Here is a 5,305-nt window from a genome sequence, read left to right as displayed (position 1 = left end):
CGCTACTCCCGCTTGGCCCGGTTCCCGCGCCCGCGCCGCCCCTCCCGCTTCTCCGGCTTCCCAGCCGGGTCGTCCGGACCGACGACCTGGCGCACGGCCGCGCACGGGTCGGTCGTGGGGGAGGACTCCTGGACGGCGACGGCCGCGTGCTGGGCGATCCGGCGGAACAGCTCGCGCGCGGGCGCGTCGAGTCCCGCCAGGATGTGCTCCTCCGCCTCACGCACGCGTGCGCTGAGCGAGGCCAGCACCTCGCGGCCGTGCGCGGTGGCGCACACCCGCCGCACCCGCCGGTCGCCGGGGTCCACCCGGCGCCGCACGAGGTCGGCCTCCTCCAGGTCGTCGAGGAGGTAGGTCATCACGCTGCGGTCGATGAGCAGCCGCTCGGCCAGGGCCGCCTGGGTGGGGGGCTCGTCGAGTGAGACCGCGGTGAGCACGTGGTAGCCGCGGCTGCCGTGCGGGACGCCGTCCAGGACCGCCTCCACCCGCTCGTGCCACCGGCGCAGGAGCACGGCCAGCGACCACCCCAGGTCGGTGTCCTGTCCCGGAGTCGGGTCCGCGTTCCCGGCCGGGGTCCGGCCGGGCTTCGGAGTAAGGAGTGCCATGCTCCGAGGCTACCAGGAATAGGTGGCACACAAGATAAGTTGTTGCCAACATCGTTGGTTCGACAAACTAGTTCCGGCTTCCTCCCGAGGAGAGAACCCATGCCCGACTACGGACACCCCCTGAGGTTCGGCACCTTCATCACACCCGCGGCGCAGGACCCCGACCGCACCGTCGCGCTCGCCGAACTCACCGAGGCGGCCGGACTGGACCTGGCCACCTTCCAGGACCACCCCTACAACCCCGGCTTCCTCGACACCTGGACCCTGCTGAGCTGGGTGGCCGCGCGCACCACGCGCCTGAGCGTGTCGGCCAACGTCCTCAACCTGCCCCTGCGCCCGCCCGCGATGCTCGCCCGTTCCGCCGCCAGCCTCGACCTGCTCTCCCACGGCCGCTTCGAACTCGCCCTGGGCGCCGGAGCGTTCTGGGACGGCATCGAGGGCATGGGCGGCAAGCGCCTCACCCCGCGCCAGGCCGTGGACGCGCTCAGCGAGGGCATCGACGTCATCCGCGCCGCCTGGGACACCGACGCCCGCGGCGGCGTCCGCGTCAACGGAGAGCACCACCGCGTGCGCGGCATGAAGCGCGGCCCCGCCCCCGCCCACGAGATCGGCATCAGCCTGGGCGCCTACAAGCCCCGCATGCTGCGCCTGGTCGGCGCCAAGGCGGACGGCTGGCTGCCCAGCCTCGGCTACCTCAAGCTGGAGGACATGGCCGAGGCCCACCGGACCATCGACGAGGCCGCGCAGGCCGCCGGGCGCGACCCCCGTCAGGTCCGCCGCATGCTCAATCTCGCCCAGATCGCCTTCCTGCCCACCGGGAAGGACTTCCTCCAGGGCCCGCCCGAGCAGTGGGTGGACGACCTGCTGCCCCTGGTCCTCGAACACGGCTACTCCACGTTCATCGTGGGCACCGACGACCCGCGCACCATCCAGACCTTCGGCGCCGAGGTCGCCCCCGCCCTGCGCGAGGCCGTGGACCGCGAACGCGCCGACGCGGGCACCGACACCGGCCCGGCCCGCGCCGCCGCCTCCCTGGCCGCGCGCCGCTCCGGCATCGACTACGACGGCGTCCCCGAGAGCCTGCGCGAGCACGCCGTCGAACCCGGCGACCGCGCCTACGCCCGCGTCCGCCACGGCTACATGCAGAAGGGCTCGCCGGGGCTGGTCCTGCGCCCCGGCAGCGCCGAGGAGGTCGCCGAGGCCCTCGCCCACGCCCGCGCCCAGGACGCCGACCTGCACGTGCGCAGCGGCGGCCACGGCATCAGCGGGCGCTCCACCGGCGACGGCGGCGTCGTCGTGGACCTGTCGCGGATGAACGGCGTCGAGGTCCTGGACGCGGACTCCGGCCTGGTCCGGCTCGGCGCCGGCGCCCGCTGGGGCGAGGTCGCCGACACCCTCGCCTTCCACGGCCTGGCCCTCAGCTCGGGCGACCACGGGGGAGTGGGCGTCGGGGGCCTGGCCACCACCGGCGGCGTGGGCTACATGTCCCGCGCCCACGGCCTGACCATCGACAACGTCACCGCCGTCGAGGTCGTCACCGCGGACGGAACCCCCGTGCGCGCCGACGCCGACCACCACCCCGACCTGTTCTGGGCCATGCGCGGCGCGGGCGCCAACTTCGGCGTGCTCACAGCCGTCGAGGCCACGGCCGCCCCGGTGCGCGACGTGGTCCTCGGCCAGTTCGTCTACGACGCGACCGACACCGCCGCCTTCCTCCGGGCCTGGGGCGAGGTCGCCGAGGCCGCGCCGCGCGAGGTCACCGCCTTCCTCACCACCGGCCCCGCGCGCGGCGGACGCGGCCCCGCGGCCCAGGCCATGGTGGTCTACGCCGGGGACGACACCGACCTGGCCGTGCGGGCGCTGGAGCCCTTCCTGTCCGTGGGCCCCGTCCTGGACCAGCGCGCCCAGCTCGCGCCCTACCCCGCGATCCTCGTCCGCCCCGACGGGCCCCACCAGGGCCACGGGCTGCCCGAGGCGCGCTCGGGCCTGCTGCACCACGTCACCCCGGACGCGGCCGAGGGCCTGGCCGGGCTGCTCGCCTCGGGCGACGTCATGTTCATGCAGCTCAGACAGGTCGGCGGCGCGGTCAACGAGCTGGCGGCCGACGCCACCGCCTACGCCCACCGGTCGCAGAACTTCGTGCTGGCGGCCATGACGGCGACCCGGAGCGCCGTGCGCATGGACCAGCGGTGGGCGGACCTGGACAAGCACCTGGAGGGCATGTACCTGAGCTTCGACACCCGTACCGGGCCCGAGGTGCTCGCGCAGGCCTTCCCCGAGCCCACCCTGGACAGGCTGCGGGCCCTCAAGGCCGTGTACGACCCGCACAACGTGTTCGACAAGAACTTCCCGATCCCGCCCGCGATTCGGGGCTGAGCGGGCTCGGCCGGAACCGGGCGGGCGGTGGTGCGTCCCCCGCGTGTGCGCGTGCGCCGGGGGCGTCGCCGCCGGTCGGCGCCGCTCCGCGCGTTCCCCGCGCGTGGGCCCAAGGGGGAGAGCCCGCCTGTGGGCTTGCCCGCCGTGAAACCGTTCGCGGGCGCACCGCACGGGTGGGGCGGGCGCGGTCACCGCACGGGCGTCGCCGGTTCGCGCGACCCGGGGAGAAGGCGCCCCGAAGCCGCCGAGGACGGTCGCGCCCCCGTTTCCGTGGACCCCGAGGGAGCACCGGCGAGGGAGGGGTGTCAGCGCTCGGGGCGCGCCGTGGCGTCGTCGAGCGCGTCGCGGATCTTGGGCGGCAGCTCCACGCCCTCCACACCCAGGATCTCCTCCAGCTGCGCGAGGGTGCGCGGACCGACCACCGCCGCGGCCACGCCCTCCTGGTCGCGCGCCCAGCTCAGCGCCACCGCCAGCGGCGACACGCCCAGGCCCTCGGCCGCCGTGCACACCGACTCCACCACCCGGCGGCTGCGGTCGTCCAAGTAGGGCTCCACGTACGGCGCCATGTGGGAGAAGGCCGCCCGCGAGTCCGGCGGCGTCCCGTTGCGGTACTTGGCGGTGAGCACGCCGCGTCCCAGCGGCGACCACGCGATCAGGTGGGCCCCGGCCACCGCCGCGGCGGGCCGCAGACCGTGGTCGGCGCCCCGGTTGAGCAGCGAGTACTCGCTCCCCACGCTCACCAGGGGCACGCGCCCGGGGCGCGCGCGCTGCCAGGTGGCCAGGGTCGCGAACTGCCACGACTCCAGGTTCCCCGTGCCCACGTAGCGCGCCTTGCCCGCCGCCACGGCCGCCTCCATCGCGGCCAGCGACTCCTCGGGCGGCGTGGAGGGGTCGAACACGTGCAGCTGCCACAGGTCCACGTAGTCGGTCTGAAGGCGTCGCAGCGAGGCGTCCAGGGAGGCCAGCAGGTGCCGCCGGGAGGCGTCCACCGGCCGGTAGCCGTCGGGCGTGTGGCCGGTCTTGGTGGCCACCACCACGTCCTCGCGGCGCACCGAGGCGCGCAGCAGGCGCCCCAGGATCCGCTCGCTCTGGCCGCCGGTGTAGATGTCCGCGGTGTCCACGAGCGTGCCGCCCGCGTCCACGAACGCGGTGAGCTGCTGCCCGGCCTCCTCCTCGGAGGTGTCCTTGCCCCAGGTCATCGTGCCGAGAGCGGTACGAGAGACCCAGAGCCCTGATCTGCCCACCTGTCGCTGTTCCATGCGGCGGAGAGTACCGCGTCCGTCCGACGCCGTCCCTGGGCACACCCCCGCCGTTCCCCTCCGGCGCGGCCGTGACCGGGGCGTTCGCGGTGCCCGCGCCCGTGTTCCGGTTCCGGGAACGGGCTCCTCGAACCTGGTGGCCCGGATCCGCCGATCCCGCGGCGGCAGACCGTTCCCGCGACCGCGGCCGGGGTCCTGCCCTCCCGTCCGCCACGGGCCTACCCTGTGACCATGGCGACACCCGCAGCACCCCAGGACACTCCGCCCCCACCGCCCGCACCCGAGGCGGTCACCCTCCTCCTCATCCGGCACGGGATGACCGACGCCACCGGCCCCCGCCTGGCGGGGCGCGCCGAGGGCGTCCACCTCAACGACACCGGCCGCGTCCAGGCCGCGCACCTGGCCGGTCGGCTCACCGGGCTGCGACCGGCGGCCCTGGTCTCCAGCCCGCTCGAACGCTGCCAGGAGACCGCCGAGGCCGTCGCCGCGCAGCTCGGCGTCCCCGTCACCACCGACGAGCGCTTCGTGGAGTGCGACTACGGCTCCTGGACCGGCCGCGGGCTCGGTGAACTGTCCGACGAACCCCTCTGGCGCGTGGTGCAGGACCACCCCAGCGCCGCGCGCTTCCCCAGCGGGGAGGCCCTGGCCGAGTCCTCGGCCCGCGCGGTCGCGGCCGTGCGCGACTGGAACGCCCGCCTGCTCTCGGCGCCGCCCGAGGCCCCGGTCCCGGGTTCCCCGTCCGAGGCATCGGCCCCGGGCGTCCCGTCCGCGCCCCAGGACCCGCCCGTGTACGTGGTGTGCAGTCACGGCGACATCATCAAGGCCATCGTCGCCGACGCCCTCGGCATGCACCTGGACCTGTTCCAGCGCCTGAGGGTGGACCCCTGTTCGGTCACCTCCATCACCTACACGCGCACCCGTCCCTTCCTCAACAAGCTCAACGACACGGGGGAGAGCCTGACCGCGAGCCTGCCGACCCCCGCCGAGGCCAGCGGCGACGCGGCCGTGGGCGGCGGCGCGGGCTCCCAGGAGACCCCCGCCGACGCCCCCTGACGGTCCCTCCTCCGC

At 75.2% G+C, this 5,305-nt stretch carries 4 protein-coding genes; 2 read left to right on the top strand and 2 right to left on the bottom strand.

The features are described 5' to 3' along the window. Positions 1–2 precede the first annotated feature (2 nt). The gene (locus DQW06_RS08545) at positions 3–602 is read right to left on the bottom strand and encodes a MarR family winged helix-turn-helix transcriptional regulator (RefSeq protein ID WP_117198249.1); all 600 of its coding nucleotides are present in this window, start codon (positions 600–602) and stop codon (positions 3–5) included. 99 nt (positions 603–701) lie between these two features. Here DQW06_RS08545 and DQW06_RS08540 point away from each other — a divergent pair, with 99 nt between their 5' ends. After that, positions 702–2,978, top strand: a complete 2,277-nt coding sequence (locus DQW06_RS08540) for an LLM class flavin-dependent oxidoreductase (RefSeq protein ID WP_117198248.1) — start codon at positions 702–704, stop codon at positions 2,976–2,978. Positions 2,979–3,283: 305 nt separating this feature from the next. Here DQW06_RS08540 and DQW06_RS08535 read toward each other — a convergent pair whose 3' ends face one another. Further along, positions 3,284–4,237: an aldo/keto reductase gene (locus DQW06_RS08535; RefSeq protein ID WP_013153782.1), complete on the bottom strand. Its 954-nt coding sequence runs from the start codon at positions 4,235–4,237 to the stop codon at positions 3,284–3,286. Positions 4,238–4,468: 231 nt separating this feature from the next. On the opposite strand from DQW06_RS08535, the gene DQW06_RS08530 reads away from it, so the two are divergent. Continuing rightward, a complete protein-coding gene (locus DQW06_RS08530) occupies positions 4,469–5,290 on the top strand; it encodes a histidine phosphatase family protein (protein WP_071623230.1) in 822 nt (273 codons plus the stop codon). The last annotated feature ends 15 nt before the right edge of the window (positions 5,291–5,305 follow it).

This window comes from Nocardiopsis sp. TNDT3, from assembly GCF_003427465.1.
Lineage (GTDB): Bacteria > Actinomycetota > Actinomycetes > Streptosporangiales > Streptosporangiaceae > Nocardiopsis > Nocardiopsis dassonvillei.
This window is presented reverse-complemented; position numbering and strand designations above follow the sequence as displayed.